Raw genomic sequence first — 14,190 nt, 5'->3', positions numbered from 1 at the left:
TCAGCAGCGAACTCCTGGAGCTGCACCCGGACCTGCTCCAACCTGCCCTCATCCACACCGGGCAGCCAACCATCACCACACGACCGCTACAAGCGACACACCACAAAGACCTAACAAAGTCCTACTAAGGCGTCACCAGAGCGTGTAGCCGCCGTCGATGACCAGCACCGAGCCGGTCACGAAGGAGGACGCGTCGCTGGCCAGATAGAGGGCCGAGGGCGCGATCTCGGCCGACTGGGCGTAGCGCCGCATCGGCACCTCGTCGATCCAGTAGTGCTTCCACTTCGGGTCGTCGATGTCGGAGATCTCGGTCTTGGTGTAGCCGGGCGCGATCGCGTTGACCCGGACGCCGTGCGGCGCCCACTCGGCGGCCAGCGATCGCGTCAGGTGGTGCACGGCGGCCTTCGAGACACCGTACGGGGTGTGCCACTGCGGCCGGTTGATGATCATGCCGGACATCGAGCCGACGTTGACGATCGCGCCCGCCCGGCGGCCCACCATCTGCTCCCCGATCACCTGGCTGGCCTTCCACACCGCGTCCAGGTTGGTCGCCATCACCCGGTCCCAGCCCTCGTCGTCGAGGGTCAGCGACTCGCCGTGGATGCCGACGCCGGCGTTGTTGATCAGCACGTCGACCGGGCCCAGCCGCTCGGCCACGGTGTCCCGCAGGCGCACCAGATCCGACCGGCTGGTCACGTCGGTGGTGACCGGGAGCGCGTCCGGCCCGGCCTGGGAGATCTCGGCCACCGCCTGCTCGTTGCGCTCGGCGTCGCGGGCGGCCACCACGACGGACGCGCCCGCCTCGGCCAGGGCCAGCGCGATCGCCTTGCCGATGCCGCGGTTCCCGCCGGTGACGACTGCGACCTTGCCGTCGAGGCGGAAGAGGTCGAGGACGGTCATGCCGGCTCCTTCTCGTTGATGATCTGCACGATGCGGTCGGCCAGCGGCCGGGTCGAGGCGATCAGCTCGGCATTGCGCTGATCGGAGCCGTGCGAGCGGGCGTACGCCTCCTCCGCGCTGCGCCCGAAGCGGACGTGCCGGGCGATCAGCCGGTCCATCCGCACGTCCTCGCCCGGGTCGACGTACCAGATCTCGTCGATGAGGTCGGCCGTGGCCCGCCAGCGGTCGTCGTCGACGAGCAGATAGTTGCCCTCGGTGACGATCAGCGGCGTCTCCCGGCGCACCGGGACGGTGCAGGCGATCGACTCCTCGAGGCTGCGGTCGAACTCGGCCGCGTAGACGATCTCGTCGGTCTGCGGTCGCAGCCGCCGCAGCAGGTTCTGATATCCGGCCGCGTCGAACGTGTCCGCGGCGCCCTTGCGGGCGTGCCGGCCCAGGCGGTGCAGCTCGGCGTTGGACAGGTGGAAGCTGTCCAGCCCGACCAGCACGGCCCGGTCGCCGAGCGCCTCGGTCAGCTGCTGGGCCAGTGTCGACTTGCCGGCCCCGGGCGCCCCGGTGATGCCGAGGATCCGGCGCCGGCCGTCGGCGGCCAGCTGCCCGGCCGCCTCGATCAGCTCGGCCAGTCGGTAGCCGGTCACGCGAGGTCCTCCGGTTGCTTGGCTCCGGTCATCACGGCGACGGCCTCCTCCATGGTTGTGCGGCCCGGCTCGACCACGGCGATGCGCCGCCCGAGCCGGTGGATGTGGATCCGGTCGGCGACCTCGAACACGTTGGGCATGTTGTGGCTGATCAGCACGACCGGCAGCCCGTTCTCGCGGACCCGCTCGATCAGCCGGAGCACCTGGTTGGTCTCGCGGACACCGAGCGCCGCGGTCGGCTCGTCCATGATCACGACGCTGGTGGCCCAGGCCGCGACCCGGGCCACGGCAACCGCCTGGCGCTGGCCGCCGGAGAGGGTGTCGACCTTCTGCCGGATCGACTGCACCCGGATGCCCAGGTCGGCCATCTGCCGGGCCGAACCCCGCCGCATCGCCGGCTTGTCGAGCTTGCGGAACACCGTGCCCAGGATGCCTTTGCGGCGCTGCTCCCGGCCCAGATAGAGGTTCTGGGTGATGTCCAGCGCGGGCGCGACGCCGAGCTCCTGATAGACGGTCTCGATGCCGGCCCGGCGGGCGTCGAGGGCGCTGCGGAAGGTCACCGGCTCACCGCGGAGCCGGATCTCGCCCGCGTCGGGGACGACGGCGCCGGTCAACGCCTTGATCAGGGTGGACTTGCCGGCGCCGTTGTCGCCGATCACGGCCAGGATCTCGCCCGCGCGCAGGTCGAAGTCGCAGTTGTCGAGGGCGACGACGTGCCCGTAGTGCTTGGTGAGTCCCCGGGCCTGCAGGACGACGTCAGTGGTCATCGGGTCTGCCTCGTTCGCACGAAGTGGTCGACGGCGACGGCGATCACGACCAGGATGCCGGTCGCCACCTGCTGGTAGAGCGAGTCGATGCCGGCCTGGGTGAGCCCGTTGGCCAGCACGGTGACGATGAGCGCGCCGATCAGCGTGCCGACCACCCCGCCGCGGCCGCCGAACAGGCTGGTGCCACCGATCACGACGGCGGTGATGCTGTCCAGGTTGGCCGTCGAGTAGCCGCTCGGGTCGGCCGTCGGGGTGCGGCCGAGTGCCTGCCAGGCGGCGAACGCGTACACGACCGCGGCCGTCAGGTAGACGCTGAGCAGCACCCGCTTGACCTTGATGCCGGTCAGGGCGGCGGCTCGCGGGTTGTCGCCGACCGCGTAGACGCGCACGCCCCAGGCGGTCTGGGTGAGCGCGTAACCCAGGATCGCCGTCAAGCCGATCCACAGCAGCACGCCGTACGTGATGGTGACCCCGCCGACCGTGGGACCGCCGTTCAGCGCGGTCAGGAACGCCGAGTCGATCGGGTACGACTGCGAGTCGGTGTACAGCCGGGCGGCCGCGGTCAGCACCGACAGCACGCCGAGCGTCACGATGAACGGCGGCAGCGAGAACTGCGCGACCAGGACGCCGTTGAGCAGTCCCAGGACCAGGCAGACGGCCAGCCCGGCCAGCAGGGCGCCGAACACGTTGCCGTCGGTGGCCAGGTTCCCGATCACCACCGAGGCCAGCACCATGATCGCGCCGTTGGACAGGTCGATGCCGGCGGTCAGGATGACCAGCGTCTGGCCCAGCGCGAGCGTGCCGACCACGACCGACTGCTGCGCGATCAGCGACAGGTTGCCGGCGTTGAGGAACGAGTCGGTCGTCGCCGAGAAGATGACCACGGCCAGCACCAGCGCGGCCAGCGGGCCGGCGGTCTGGCTCGACAGGGCCGCCCGCAGGGGACCGGCGCGGTCCTCCTTCTCCAGGAGGACCGCGTCGTCGAGCTGGGTCACTTCTCGCCCCAGCAGTTCTGCAGACCCCAATCCGAGGTCTGCGACTCCAGGCCGTCCACCGGCTTGTCGGTGATCAACGTCGTGCCCGAGTCGTTCAGCCCGGCCGTGGGCTTGGTGCCGTCGGCCAGGTACTTGCTGATGGCGTCGACGGCGAGCTGGCCCATCTTGCTCGGGAACTGCATGGCGGTCGCGCCGATGATGCCGTCCTTGACGTCCTGCACACCGCTGCAGGCACCGTCGACCGAGACCACGGTGGCCTTGTCGGCCAGGCCCTTGTTCTTGAGTGCCGTGTTGGCGCCGCGGGCCACCGGCTCGTTGATCGTGTAGACCACGTTGATGTCGGGGTGGGCCGAGAGGAGGTTCTCCATCGCGGACTGCCCGGTCTCGATGGTGCCCTTGGTGAGGGCGGAGCCGGCGATGCTCGGGTCGCCGTCCTTGATGCCGTAACCCTCGAGGAAGCCGTTGTGGCGGCCGCCGGCCGGGCCGTCCGAGAGGTCGAAGTCGAGCATCGCGATCCGCGGTTTGGCCGGCGCCGAGGCCTTGGCCCACTGGCCGATCAGCTTGCCGGCGGCCGTGTTGTCGGTGGCGAAGGTGGCGTCCGCGCCCTCGATCGGGGTGAGCGTGGCGTTCACCGTGATCACCAGGATGCCCTGGTCGCGGGCCTTCTTGACCACCGGGTTGAGCGCGGTCGGGTTGGCCGGGTCGAGCACGATGGCCTTCACCTTGTTCGCGATCATGTTCTCGATGGCGGTCACCTGGGTCGCCGAGTCGCCGGGCACCTTGGCCTCGGCCTTCATCGTCTTCCAGCCCTTGGCCGTGGCCGCGGACTCGGTCGCCTTCTGCAGGGTGCCGAAGAACGGGTTGGACAGGTTGAGCTCGACGATGCCGATGGTCACGTCGCCGCTGTCACTGCCCCCGCCGCTGCTGCTGCCGCCGTCGTCGGAGCCGCACGCGGTCGCGCTCAGAAATATGCCGGCCGCCAGCCCGGCGGCGGCGACTCGGGTGACCTTCATGAGTCCTCCTGTATGTCTGCTGCCGAATTAAGTCGGCGATGTTACGGCTCATCGTGTTGGTGGTTACGTCGACTGTCAACCATCAAAGTCGAAGTTATGTCTTGTGACCGACAAAAGTGCTGTGGTTGACTGTGGCCCATCACGCCACGGGGAGATTCATGACCACCGTTCTCACGGCCGATGACGGGCCAGGCCGGATCCTGGGCCTGATCACCGCCGGCACGGCCCGCACCCGCACCGCGATCGCCCAGGTCACCGGTCTGGCCCGGTCGACCGTGGGGCAGCGTCTGGACACGCTGTTCGACGCCCAGCTGATCCGCGAGAGCCCCGAGAGCCTGCCCTCGCGGGGGCGCCCGTCCCGGGTGCTCGAGCTCAACCCGCGGGCCGGCGTGATCATCTCGGTCGACGTCGGGGAGGACCGCACCCGGATGGCGATCCTCGACCTGACCATGGCGATCATCGGCGACCGGGTCGAGCGGCTGACCCTCGGCGACGGGCCCGAGGTGCTGCTCGACCGGATCACCGCGCTGGTCCGCGAGCTGATCACGCAGCAGGGCCTGGAGCAGACGGCGGTGGCCGGGTTCGGGCTCGGACTGCCCGCGCCGGTCGACTACGAGGCCGGCCGGGTGATGGGCTGGTCGGTCATGTCCGGCTGGGAGAACTACGACATCCGCCGCCACCTGCGGCGCAGCTGGCCGGTGCCGGTGCTCATCGACAACGACGTCAACCTGTTGACGCTGGCCGAGCACCGGCGTTTCTGGCCGTCCGCGCGTCACCTGTTCTTCCTCAAGGCGGGCACCGGCGTGGGCAGCGGCATGGTGATCGACGGAGCGGTCAACCGGGGCGCCCAGGGCGCGGCCGGCGACATCGGCCACGCCCACGTGGCCGGCTTCGGCGATCCGCCCTGCCGCTGCGGCAACGTGGGCTGCCTCGAGTCGCTGGCCGGCGGCTGGGCACTGGCCCGCGACCTCGGCGAGGGGCACGACGCCCGCGACGTCGCCGAGCGTCTGCGCCGCGGCGACTCGGCCGCGGTGGCCGCGCTGCGCAACGCCGGCCGGATCATGGGCGAGTCCGTGGCCTACGCGACGAGCCTGCTCAACCCCGACGTGATCGTGCTCGGTGGCCTGCTCGGCACCACCGGCGACGACCTGATGGCGGGCATCCGCCAGGTGGTCTATCAGCGTTCCCTGCCGCTGGCCACCCGCCGCCTGCAGATCGTGCCGACCCGCTTCAAGTCCCGCGCCGGCATCGCGGGCGCCGGCCATCTGGTCCGCGACCACGTCCTCGCCCCGGCCGCCCTCGACGCCCGCCTCACCACCGGCAAGTCCCCCTTCGCCGACCTCTGACCCGCGGGCCGCACCGCCGTAATTGGCAGGTGACGCAGGTCCGTGGGCTCAGCACGCCGGGCGGCGTAGCGTGCCGCCATGAAGCTGTTCGCCGCGATCGTGCTGACCGGTGCGATGACCGCCGCGTGTTCCAGCTCGTCGCCGGCGCCGCCCGCGCCGTCGGCGCCGGCCGCGCCGTCGTCACCGGGCGTGCCCGGGGCCGGTTGGCCCACGACGGACTGGTCCGAGGCCGAGCCGCAGACCCAGGGCGTCGACCCGGCGGCCATGGCCCAGCTGGACAAGCAGGTGGCCGACACCTTCACCGAGGTGCGCAGCGTCGTCGTGGTGCGGCACGGCTATGTCGTGCACGAGCGCTACTGGCACGGTCTGAGCGTCGGCTCGGGGCACGACGTCCGGTCGGTCACCAAAAGCGTCGTCGGCACGCTGGTGGGCATCGCGCTGGCCGAGGGGAAAATCAAGAGTCTGGATCAGACGGTCGGCGAGCTGCTGGCGGCTCCCGAGTCACCGCTGGCCGGCGTCACCGTGCGGCACCTGCTCACCATGACCTCGGGGCTGGCCGGCGACCCGGCCGGCGAGGACGACATGCTGACGAGCCCGAACTGGGTGCGGCAGATCCTGAGCCGCCGCCTGATCGTCGAGCCGGGCACCAGGTTCTCGTACAGCAGCGCCTCCTCGCACCTGCTGTCGGCCATCGTGGCCACCACGACCGGTGGGTCCACGCTCGACTATGCGCGCGCCAAACTGTTCGAGCCCTTGGGTATCGACACCAGCAAGGCGTACGAGCCGGTGTTCGGCGGCCAGGTGGACGGCGCCACGCTCGCTGCCTACGACCGCTCCGCCGTGGCCTGGCCGGTCGACCCGCAGGGCGTGCACTACGGCGCGGCCTTCCTGCGGCTGCCCTCCCGCGAGCTGGCGAAGATCGGTTACCTCTATCTCCACGGCGGCCGGTGGGACGACCGGCAGATCGTCCCGGCCGACTGGGTGACCGCGTCGACGTCGCGGACCGGGCTGCCACCGGACGTGGAGAGCGGTTACGGCCTGCACTGGTGGTTCGAAACCATCGACGGCGCCCGGGCGTTCTCGGCCGTCGGCTACGGGGGTCAATACATCTACGTCGTACCGGCTCTGGACCTGGTCGTCGTGCTCACCAACAACCCGGACGCCGGGCCCGGGCCGGAGAGCCTGCTTACCGGCACCATCGTGCCCGCGGTGGCTCCGTAGGTATGCGTAGACGGCCGGTGACCAGCGAAGATACGTAACCCCTTCCGATGTGACAGCCCTTGCGCCGGACCAGGATCGACTTATCACCGGCGGACGAAGGAGCAAGTCATGTTGATGCACCCGGAGCTCATGCTGAACCTGGTCAACGACCGGCACCGCGAGATGATCGCCGAGGCCGACCGGTCCCGCCTGCTGTCGGCGGCCCGCCTCGCCCGCAGGACCCGTCGAGCGCGCCCGGTGAAGGAGCCCACCGGTAGCCTGGCCTCGTGCGAACCCTCCGCGGCGGTGCCGGCCCGGTGATGATCGGACGGGAGAGCGAGCTGCGCCGGCTGGCGCGGCTCGCCTCGGCGCGTGAGCCGGCCGTCGCGATCATCGCGGGGGAGCCCGGCATCGGCAAGACCCGCCTGGTGCAGGAGCTGCTGGCCACCGTGCCGGCGCAGACCACCGTGCTGGTCGGCCAGGCCGAGCCGGGTTCGCTCTCCCGGCCGTACGAGGTGTTGCTGGACGCCATCGACGGCCGCCCCGGGGTCGACGACGAGCAGCTCGCCGCCCTGGCCGATCCGACCCGCAGCCCGGTCGAGCGCCTGCACGCCGGTCTGGCCGTGCTGGCCGACCTGATCGGCGACTCACCGGCGATCCTGGTCTTCGAGGACCTGCACTGGGCCGACTCGGAGAGTGCGGCGCTGTTCGAGCGGATCGCCGAGCAGCGCGGCCCGCGGCTGCTCATCGGCACCTACCGGCCGGACGAGGTGACCCACCGCCAGCCCGCGGCGGGTCTGCTGGCCCGGCTCGACCGGCGGCACGCCGTGACCCACGTACGCCTGGACCGCCTCACCCCGTCGCAGACCGCCGCCTTCCTGGCCGCGGCCACCGGCGCCCCGGCGCCGCTGCGCGCCGCGACCGCCCTGCACCACCGCACCGGCGGCAACCCGTTCTTCCTCGAGGAGCTGCTGCGCGCCCGGCCCGGGCCCGACCTCGAGGCCCTGGTCGACCAGCCGCTGCCGTGGAGCCTGGCCGACGTGCTGCGCCGCCAGGTCGACGACCTCGAGCCGGTCAGCCACCGCATCGTCGAGGCGGCCTCCGTGCTCGGCCACCGCATCCCGTTCGACCTGCTGGCCGACGTGGCCGGGGCGGACGAGGACGAGCTCATCGCGGTGCTGCGCGACCTGGTCACCCGGGGCGTGCTGGTCGAGTCGGGGGACGACGAGTTCGCCTTCCGGCACGCACTGGTGCGCGAGGCCATCGCCGGTCAGATGCTCGGCCGCCAGCGCCGGCGGCTGCACGAGGTGGCGCTGGACGTGCTCCTCGGCAGCGGCGCCTCCGACCCGGCCATGGTGGCGCACCACGCCCGCGGAGCCGGCCGGTACGACGACCTGGTCGCCGCGGCCCGCGGTGGCGCCGCGCTGTATCTGTCGATCGGCTCCGCTTATCAGGCTCTGCAGCTGGCCGAGATGGGTCTGGAGGAGGCGTCCGACGACGTCGAGCTGCTCGGCGCCGCGGCCCGGGCGGCCTGGCTGGCCGGCCTGCTCGACGACGCCCAGCGCTACAGCCGCCGCTGGCACCGGCTCGCCGTCGCCGCGACCGACCGCGCCGAGTCGCTCTACCTGCTGGTCCGGCTGGCCTGGGAGTCGCGCGAGTTCGACGCCATGCGCGAGCTGACGCAGGACATCGAGATCCTGATCGCCGAGCTGCCACCCGGCGCCGGTCAGGCCCGGGCGATGACCGCGATCGCCCAGTCGGCCTACCTGCGTGACGATCTCGAGGCGGCGGTGCTCTGGTCCGACCGCGCGCTCGCCCTGGCCGGCGAGTTCGACCTGCCCGTCATCCGCCTGACCGCGCTGCTGGAGAAGGGCTCGGCGCTCTGCGAGCGGGCGCAGACGTCGGCCGAGGGGCAGAAGATCCTGTCCACCCTGGTCGACGAGGCCGAGAAGGCGGGGGAGTGGGTGCTGGCCGCCCGGGCTCTGAACACGCTGGTGCAGGAGGTGCCGCCGACCTCGCCGGCCGAGCACGCCGAAGCCCTGGAGCGGATGCGGATCGACGCCGAGCGGGCCGGCTTCGAGTCGCTGGCGGTGGCCGCCTACTTCCAGGGCCGGGCCCGGCTGGCGTTGCGGGCCGGTGACCTGGACGCGGCCATCGCGGCGCTCGAGGAGGGCCGCGAGCGGGACAGCGGTTACCGGCGCCGGGGACGCTGGGCCGACTTCCACGGGGTCTTCCTGGCCGGGCTCTACCTGGAGGCGGGCGAGCTCGACCGGGTCGAGCAGCTCATCGCCGACCTGGCCCGGCTGCCCGGCAACCCGCCGCTGATGATTCCCGGGCTGACGTTCCACCTCGCCTGCCGCCGCCGCGACCTGCCGCGCGCCGAGGCGGTGCTGGGCCAGGTGCTGACCGCCCTGGGCGCGCAGAGCTGGCGCAGCGGCGAGCAGGCCCACGATCTCGTCTCGGCCGCCCTCGAGCTCGGGCTGCCGGCCGCGCAGCTCGAGCCGATGGCCGCCGCGCTGCTCGACGCCGAGGTCTGGGACGCCTACCGCACGCTGGTCCGGGCCCAGCTGGCCGAGGCGCGCGGCGAGCACACCGAGGCCCTGGCCGGCTATTTGTCCATCGCCGAGGACCAGGCACTCGGTCCGGCGACCCGGGGCACCGTACGCGTCGGAGCCGCGCGCTGCCTGCTGTCGGCCGACCGGCGGGCCGAGGCCGCCGCCCAGACGGAAGCGGCGGCCGCCCTGCTGTCCCGGTGGCGTGGCTGGCGGGCGGCCCAGCTCGACGCCGTCCGCACCCGGCTCGGCATGGCCCCGGACGACGCCGCCGACGCGGTCACCGGCCCGGCCGCGCTGACCCCCCGTGAACGTGAGGTGGCAGTGCTGATCAGTGACGGCCTGACCAACTCCGAGCTGGCCCGGCGTCTCTACATCTCGCCCCGGACGGCCGCCGTCCACGTCTCCAACATCCTGCGCAAGCTCGGCGTCGTGTCCCGCACCGAGGTCGGCGCCCTGATCACCCGGTCCTGAGATCCGCCCCCCGCGAATCGATCAAAGCGAATATTGTTCGCACTCATGGGCCTGACACGTAAGCAGATGCTTTCCGTAATGGGTGCCGCGGCGGCCGCTCCCCTGCTGTCCGGTGCGAGCAAACCCCGGGTGATCAAGCGTGATGTGTGCGTCCTGGGTGGTGGCTCGGCCGGCACGTACGCGGCGGTGCGCCTGGGCGAGCTGGGGAGCAGCGTGGTCGTCGTCGAGGCGAACGACCGGCTGGGCGGCCACACCGAGACCTACCACGACCCGGCCACCGGCGGCACGATCGACTTCGGCGTGGTCGTCTTCGAGGACGAGCCACTGGTCCGCGACTACTTCGGCAAGTTCGACGTCGACCTCGTCCGGATCGCCGAGGGTGGCGGAGGCGGCGGCACGACGACCTATGTGGACTTCCGCACCGGCCGGACGGTCGACTACAACCAGCCGCCGCCGGTCGCCCTGCCCGCCTACTTCCAGGACATCAGCCGGTTCGGTCCGATCGACACCGTCATCGACCTGCCCGACCCGGTGCCGGCCGAGCTGGTCGCCCCGTTCGCCGACTACGTGGCCAAGCACGACTTCGGCTCGGTCGTGCCCTTCGTCTTCAACTACGGGCAGGGTATCGGCGACGTGCTCGGGCTGCCCGCGCTCTACGCCATCAACACGTTCGGCCTGGGCGTGACCCGCAACATCCTGAACGCCAGCTACCTCACCACGGCGGCCCGGGACAACAGCCTGATCTACGAGCGCGCGACCGACCGGCTGGGTGACGACGCCCTGCTGAGCACGCGGGCGCTCCGGATCGAGCGGTCCCGGTCCGGCGTACGGGTGTGGGTCACCGGCCCCGGCGGCCCCAGCGTCATCGAGGCCCGGAAACTGCTGATCACGATCCCGCCGCTGGTCCGCAACCTGGGCGCGGTCGACCTCGACAACACCGAGCGCGCGGTGTTCGGCAAGTTCGTCAGCGGCGCCTACTACACCTCGGTGGTCCGCCTCTCCGGCCTCCCGGCGGGGGTCGGCCTAGACAACGTGGCCGCCGAGACGCCCTACCAGTTGCCGCCGCTGCCCGGTCTCTATTCGGTCGCCCCGACCGCCGTGCCCGGCCTCTACAACGTCAAGTACGGCAGCCCGGCCCCCCTGGCCGACGCGGTGGTCCGCCGCGAGATCCGGGCCGGCATCGAGCGCGTCGCCGCGGCCGGGACCTATCCCGTACGGTTCGAGGGCTTCGCGGTCTACAAGAGCCACACCCCGTTCGAGCTGCACGTCGGCCCGCGCGACATCGCCGGCGGCTTCTATCGCCGGCTCAACGCCCTGCAGGGCCGCAACAGCACCTACTGGTCCGGCGCGGCCTGGCACTCGCACAACTCGACCCGCATCTGGACCGGGCTCGAGCGGTTGCTGCCCTCGATCGGCGCCTGACACCCGCGGCCTGAGCCTCGCGCCGGCCCGGACCGGATCGACGGTCCGGGCCGGCGCGCGCTCGTTCCGGACCGTACCGATCGAGCTCAGGCCGAAGCCGGCCTGACCCGCCCGACGGGATCGGCTGCGCATGTCACACCACGGGTGGCTGTTTTGACTCAGGTGGTGGAGGGTGACCGGGATGGCTGGAGGGGGACCGCCATGGCAGAGGTGCATGGGTGAGCAAGGTCGAGGTGTTCGAGGAGCTGCGACCACTTCTGTTCGCGATCTCCTATCGGATCCTGGGAAGTGTCAGCGAGGCCGAGGAAGCAGTCCAGGAGACCTGGATCGGGTACCAGGCCTATCCGTCCGAGGTCAGCTCGGCCAAAGCGTTCCTGTCCACCGTGGTCACCCGGACGTCGATCAACCTGCTGCGCTCGGCCCGGGTGCGCCGGGAGGAGTATGTCGGCCCGTGGCTGCCCGAGCCGCTCATGGACGATCCGTACGAGGACCCGGAACGCTCCGCCGAACTGGCCGACTCGCTCTCCACGGCAGCGCTGTTGCTGCTGGAGCGTCTCAGTCCGCTCGAACGCGCGGTCTTCGTCCTGCGGGAGGTGTTCGCGTTCCCCTTCGATGAGGTTGCTTCGGCGGTCGGCCGGTCCGAGGCGGCCTGCCGGCAGCTCGCGGTGCGGGCGCGGCGGCACATGGAAGCGGGCCGGCCCCGGTTCGAGGCCGACCGGCGCGAGCGCGAACAACTGGCCGAGCGGTTCTTCGATGCCTTCCGGGACGGTGACGTGGCCTCGCTGCGGGAGCTGCTCGCCGTGGACGTGGAGGTGGTCAGTGACAGCGGCGGCAAGGCGCCACGAACCCCCAAGCCGATAGTGGGCGCCGGCAAGGCCGCGCGGCTGCTCGCCGCGGTCGCGGAGCCGCTGGCCCGGATGGGCGTCGTGGTGCAGACCCAGCGAGTCAACGGGCAGCCGGGCGCGATGTGGCGTAACCGCGACGGTCACGTGCTCAACACCATCGACCTCGGCATTCTCGATGGACGCATCCAGACGATCCGCGTCGTGTCCAACCCGGACAAGTTGCGGCACCTCGGTCCCGTGGCCGATGCCTGGGCCGCGTCCCATGAGTTCAGGAGGGTGCGTCGTCACCCACCCCGACCGGCAGCTCACGCTCCGGAATAGACAGAAGGAGTTGGCATGATGAAGACAAGACTGGCCGTCTCGGCGGCGGCCACCGGCGTCGCGGCTCTGGGGCTGTGCCTGGCCACTGTCAGTCCCGCCGCGGCGGCGTCCGGGACCTGGCGCTCGTACGAGAAAAGTCCCATCAAGCCGAGTACCAGTGAGTGGGGATGTGCCGAGAGCGCGTCACTCGAACTCGACGTGATTGCTCAGGCCTGCGCCATCCGGTCGTCCGACCGCAAGAACGTGCAGGCGGCGATCATCGTGCAGAACCGCACGTCCACCACCTTTCGGGCCCAGGCCTCGGTGGACCTCTGGAACACGTCCATCAGCCGCATCGGTGAATGGAGTTGCACCGCGTCGACCGTAGGACCCAAGTCCTTCTCGGTCTGTTACGGAGCCACCACGAGGGAGCTCGACGACGTGTTCGTCATCACCCCCACGGTCAACGGCCGGAGTCTTCCCTGGACCTACGCGTCTGTCTGACCCGTCTCCCTTGCCGCGGCGGGGCGGCGGCTCGTCTCAGGGGCGGTTCGCGACGCCGTCCAGCCACAGGGTGTCCGAGTCGTCGCGATGGGAGCCGGACGTCCCGACGTGCTTGTCGCTGATCGTGGCCCCGTTCTTGATCACGTGGACGAGAGCCATGGCGTGTCCTCGTCCGAGACCGTAGTCGTCCTTCAGCCACTCCACGATCTGCCCCGCCTTGGTCGACGGCTCATCGAGGCCGCGCTCGTGGGCCAGCGCCATGAACTGGCGAGGAGTCAGCCCGGTCTTCGCCTCGATGTTGTCGAGGTAGGCCTGGAAGCTCATGGTTCTTTCCCTCCGCTGGGGTTCGTGCCTGACATGCCGTCAGACCGGCCCGGCCCCGGAATGTCATCGCTCCGGCCGTTGTGACGTGGCTCACCCGAGATCCGGGATGCCGGACGTCAGGAGACCGATGATGGCCAGCGGTGGGCGCGCCACGCGTCCCAGGTCGGGAAGCCCGCCGGGGGGTCGTCCAGGGGTTCGCTGCCGTCGAGCTCGCCCCGGGTCGGGATCTGGAGGAAGGCGGCCGACTCGGCCAGTTCCGCGTCGGACATGGGCCACGTCGTGTGGGGCGCTTCGGCTTGCCGCCGGTCAGCTCGTCTCCGCTGCTCGGCCGGGGTGACCTCGAAGTAGTGCAGCTCCACCGCGGCGCCCCGGTCGGCGGCGGCCCGGCGCAGAGCGGACCGCTCGTCCCGGCTCCAGAGGCCGTAGTCGATCACGACGTTGGTGCCGAGTTCCAGGGCGCGCAGCCCGATCTGGATAAGCCGTCCTTCGATCACGTCATTGGCCGACGGCGGATTGTCCGCCCCATAGAGGGCCTTCACCCATTCGTCCTTGGTGAGACGAAGCGCGCCGTGCTCGATCTCCATCCGCCGGGCGGCAGTGGTCTTGCCGGCGCACGGAAGTCCCACCGTCAGGAACAGCGTCGGTCGCTTCATGGTCACTGCGCCTCCGGCCGGCCGGAATACTTCGTCTTGAGGAGCAGCCCGGTGCTCGTGGCCACGGCCGGCGATCCGGCGATCAACAGTGCGACCGGCCAGGAAAGGTGGAGAACCAGCACGCCGAAGGCCACTCCGGCCGCTGCGACAACGGCCACGAGGGTGAGGGCGAGCCGGTCGCTCACCCTACGCCGAGGGCTCTCGGCCGGCTGACGATCGATCATGTCCGCCAGTGTGCCAGCGGCTGGGTCCCAGCC

At 71.1% G+C, this 14,190-nt stretch carries 15 protein-coding genes; 7 read left to right on the top strand and 8 right to left on the bottom strand.

Going from position 1 to position 14,190, the window contains the following annotated elements; all coding sequences use genetic code 11:
• Window positions 1-132 precede the first annotated feature (132 nt).
• From NAG42_RS17940 to NAG42_RS17920, 5 genes are read right to left on the bottom strand one after another with little or no spacing between them, the layout of a single operon-like run.
• Window positions 133-900, bottom strand: a complete 768-nt coding sequence (locus tag NAG42_RS17940) for an SDR family NAD(P)-dependent oxidoreductase (protein WP_250031443.1) — start codon at window positions 898-900, stop codon at window positions 133-135.
• Window positions 897-1,538, bottom strand: a complete 642-nt coding sequence (locus NAG42_RS17935) for a nucleoside/nucleotide kinase family protein (protein WP_250031442.1) — start codon at window positions 1,536-1,538, stop codon at window positions 897-899. Before NAG42_RS17935 ends, NAG42_RS17940 begins: the two co-directional genes overlap by 4 nt.
• A complete protein-coding gene (locus NAG42_RS17930) occupies window positions 1,535-2,305 on the bottom strand; it encodes an ATP-binding cassette domain-containing protein (RefSeq protein WP_250031441.1) in 771 nt (256 codons plus the stop codon). The genes NAG42_RS17935 and NAG42_RS17930 overlap by 4 nt, the downstream gene beginning before the upstream one ends.
• Window positions 2,302-3,300: an ABC transporter permease gene (locus tag NAG42_RS17925; RefSeq protein ID WP_250031440.1), complete on the bottom strand. Its 999-nt coding sequence runs from the start codon at window positions 3,298-3,300 to the stop codon at window positions 2,302-2,304. Before NAG42_RS17925 ends, NAG42_RS17930 begins: the two co-directional genes overlap by 4 nt.
• Window positions 3,297-4,313, bottom strand: coding sequence for a substrate-binding domain-containing protein (locus NAG42_RS17920; RefSeq protein WP_250031439.1), 1,017 nt, complete (start codon window positions 4,311-4,313; stop codon window positions 3,297-3,299). Before NAG42_RS17920 ends, NAG42_RS17925 begins: the two co-directional genes overlap by 4 nt.
• 158 nt (window positions 4,314-4,471) lie before the next feature.
• Between NAG42_RS17920 and NAG42_RS17915 the strand changes: the two genes are divergently transcribed.
• The 7 genes from NAG42_RS17915 to NAG42_RS17885 all read left to right on the top strand — a co-directional run bounded on the left by NAG42_RS17915 (window position 4,472) and on the right by NAG42_RS17885 (window position 12,956).
• On the top strand, window positions 4,472-5,659 hold the full coding sequence (locus tag NAG42_RS17915) for an ROK family transcriptional regulator (RefSeq protein WP_250031438.1): 1,188 nt from the start codon (window positions 4,472-4,474) through the stop codon (window positions 5,657-5,659).
• A gap of 78 nt (window positions 5,660-5,737) precedes the next feature.
• The gene (locus NAG42_RS17910) at window positions 5,738-6,880 is read left to right on the top strand and encodes a serine hydrolase domain-containing protein (RefSeq protein ID WP_250031437.1); all 1,143 of its coding nucleotides are present in this window, start codon (window positions 5,738-5,740) and stop codon (window positions 6,878-6,880) included.
• 108 nt (window positions 6,881-6,988) lie between these two features.
• Entirely contained in the window at window positions 6,989-7,180 is a 192-nt protein-coding gene (locus NAG42_RS17905) for a hypothetical protein (protein WP_250031436.1), read from the top strand.
• On the top strand, window positions 7,147-9,885 hold the full coding sequence (locus NAG42_RS17900; RefSeq protein WP_250031435.1) for an ATP-binding protein: 2,739 nt from the start codon (window positions 7,147-7,149) through the stop codon (window positions 9,883-9,885). Before NAG42_RS17905 ends, NAG42_RS17900 begins: the two co-directional genes overlap by 34 nt.
• 45 nt (window positions 9,886-9,930) lie before the next feature.
• Window positions 9,931-11,307: an FAD-dependent oxidoreductase gene (locus NAG42_RS17895; protein WP_250031434.1), complete on the top strand. Its 1,377-nt coding sequence runs from the start codon at window positions 9,931-9,933 to the stop codon at window positions 11,305-11,307.
• 218 nt (window positions 11,308-11,525) lie between these two features.
• Window positions 11,526-12,473, top strand: coding sequence for an RNA polymerase sigma-70 factor (locus NAG42_RS17890; protein WP_250031433.1), 948 nt, complete (start codon window positions 11,526-11,528; stop codon window positions 12,471-12,473).
• A gap of 15 nt (window positions 12,474-12,488) precedes the next feature.
• On the top strand, window positions 12,489-12,956 hold the full coding sequence (locus NAG42_RS17885; RefSeq protein ID WP_250031432.1) for a hypothetical protein: 468 nt from the start codon (window positions 12,489-12,491) through the stop codon (window positions 12,954-12,956).
• A gap of 36 nt (window positions 12,957-12,992) precedes the next feature.
• On the opposite strand, the gene NAG42_RS17880 is transcribed toward NAG42_RS17885, so the two are convergent.
• The 3 genes from NAG42_RS17880 to NAG42_RS17870 all read right to left on the bottom strand — a co-directional run bounded on the left by NAG42_RS17880 (window position 12,993) and on the right by NAG42_RS17870 (window position 14,157).
• A complete protein-coding gene (locus NAG42_RS17880; RefSeq protein WP_250031431.1) occupies window positions 12,993-13,280 on the bottom strand; it encodes a DUF4287 domain-containing protein in 288 nt (95 codons plus the stop codon).
• A 116-nt stretch (window positions 13,281-13,396) separates the two neighbouring features.
• Entirely contained in the window at window positions 13,397-13,933 is a 537-nt protein-coding gene (locus NAG42_RS17875; RefSeq protein WP_250031430.1) for a P-loop nucleotide/nucleoside kinase family protein, read from the bottom strand.
• A gap of 2 nt (window positions 13,934-13,935) precedes the next feature.
• Window positions 13,936-14,157: a hypothetical protein gene (locus NAG42_RS17870; protein ID WP_250031429.1), complete on the bottom strand. Its 222-nt coding sequence runs from the start codon at window positions 14,155-14,157 to the stop codon at window positions 13,936-13,938.
• Window positions 14,158-14,190 lie beyond the last annotated feature (33 nt).

The organism is Paractinoplanes maris (genome assembly GCF_023544465.1).
GTDB classification, from domain to species: domain Bacteria; phylum Actinomycetota; class Actinomycetes; order Mycobacteriales; family Micromonosporaceae; genus Actinoplanes; species Actinoplanes maris.
The sequence above is the reverse complement of the archived record's forward strand: the minus strand, read 5'-3'. Positions and strand labels throughout refer to the sequence as shown.

What these genes read in the sequence shown, in the direction of transcription:
- NAG42_RS17940 (WP_250031443.1), bottom strand. Translation starts at nt 900, where the DNA reads ATGACCGTCCTCGACCTCTTCCGCCTCGACGGCAAGGTCGCAGTCGTC.
- NAG42_RS17930 (WP_250031441.1), bottom strand. Translation starts at nt 2,305, where the DNA reads ATGACCACTGACGTCGTCCTGCAGGCCCGGGGACTCACCAAGCACTAC.
- NAG42_RS17920 (WP_250031439.1), bottom strand. Translation starts at nt 4,313, where the DNA reads ATGAAGGTCACCCGAGTCGCCGCCGCCGGGCTGGCGGCCGGCATATTT.
- NAG42_RS17915 (WP_250031438.1), top strand. Translation starts at nt 4,472, where the DNA reads ATGACCACCGTTCTCACGGCCGATGACGGGCCAGGCCGGATCCTGGGC.
- NAG42_RS17910 (WP_250031437.1), top strand. Translation starts at nt 5,738, where the DNA reads ATGAAGCTGTTCGCCGCGATCGTGCTGACCGGTGCGATGACCGCCGCG.
- NAG42_RS17905 (WP_250031436.1), top strand. Translation starts at nt 6,989, where the DNA reads ATGTTGATGCACCCGGAGCTCATGCTGAACCTGGTCAACGACCGGCAC.
- NAG42_RS17895 (WP_250031434.1), top strand. Translation starts at nt 9,931, where the DNA reads ATGGGCCTGACACGTAAGCAGATGCTTTCCGTAATGGGTGCCGCGGCG.
- NAG42_RS17885 (WP_250031432.1), top strand. Translation starts at nt 12,489, where the DNA reads ATGATGAAGACAAGACTGGCCGTCTCGGCGGCGGCCACCGGCGTCGCG.
- NAG42_RS17880 (WP_250031431.1), bottom strand. Translation starts at nt 13,280, where the DNA reads ATGAGCTTCCAGGCCTACCTCGACAACATCGAGGCGAAGACCGGGCTG.
- NAG42_RS17875 (WP_250031430.1), bottom strand. Translation starts at nt 13,933, where the DNA reads ATGAAGCGACCGACGCTGTTCCTGACGGTGGGACTTCCGTGCGCCGGC.
- NAG42_RS17870 (WP_250031429.1), bottom strand. Translation starts at nt 14,157, where the DNA reads ATGATCGATCGTCAGCCGGCCGAGAGCCCTCGGCGTAGGGTGAGCGAC.